The organism is Vibrio sp. 2130-1, from assembly GCF_033339515.1.
The window spans coordinates 1-637 of sequence record NZ_JAWOUT010000395.1; the positions used below are offsets into that span (position 1 = coordinate 1).

At 50.4% G+C, this 637-nt stretch carries 1 protein-coding gene; it reads right to left on the minus strand.

Translation table 11 applies throughout. The annotated features are described in order from the left end of the window. Positions 1-637 (minus strand): FAD-dependent oxidoreductase (locus R7Q09_RS26445; protein ID WP_318143978.1); only part of this gene is annotated, 637 nt, incomplete at both ends.

Here is a 637-nt window from a genome sequence, read left to right on the forward strand (position 1 = left end):
CCTTGTGTTGCAACGTTGCCGCGATCATCGAGTGCGATATCCAGTTGAGCAAGCACGCCAGTTGGTTCTGGGTGCAGGAAGCCCATCGCTAGGAAAGCCATGTCACATGGGATCACGCGCTCGCTGCCTTCTACTTCTTTAAAGCTTGGGCGCTCGCCTGGTTTCGCATCTTCCCAAACGATATCTGCAAGACGAAGACCTGTAACTTCACCTTTGTCGTTACCGATGAACTCTTTGGTTAAGATGTTCCAGTGACGATCGACACCTTCTTCATGAGAAGTCGAAGTGCGTAGGATCATTGGGTATTGAGGCCAAGGCATATTGGCTGGGCGCTTCTCTGGTGGAATCGGCATGATTTCAACTTGAGTTATGCTTGCTGCGCCGTGACGATTTGATGTACCCACACAGTCTGAACCGGTATCACCACCCCCGATTACGACAACATGTTTTCCTGCTGCGTGAATTTCTTCTCCTTTTAGATCCATGTTGTTTGCTCGGCGATTGTTTTGTCCGAGGAACTGCATTGCAAAGTACACGCCTTTTAGATTGCGTCCCGGAACAGGAAGATCGCGAGGAACGGTTGAGCCACCAGTCAGCAGTACCACATCGTACTCTTGACGCAGTTGTTGCGCGTTTA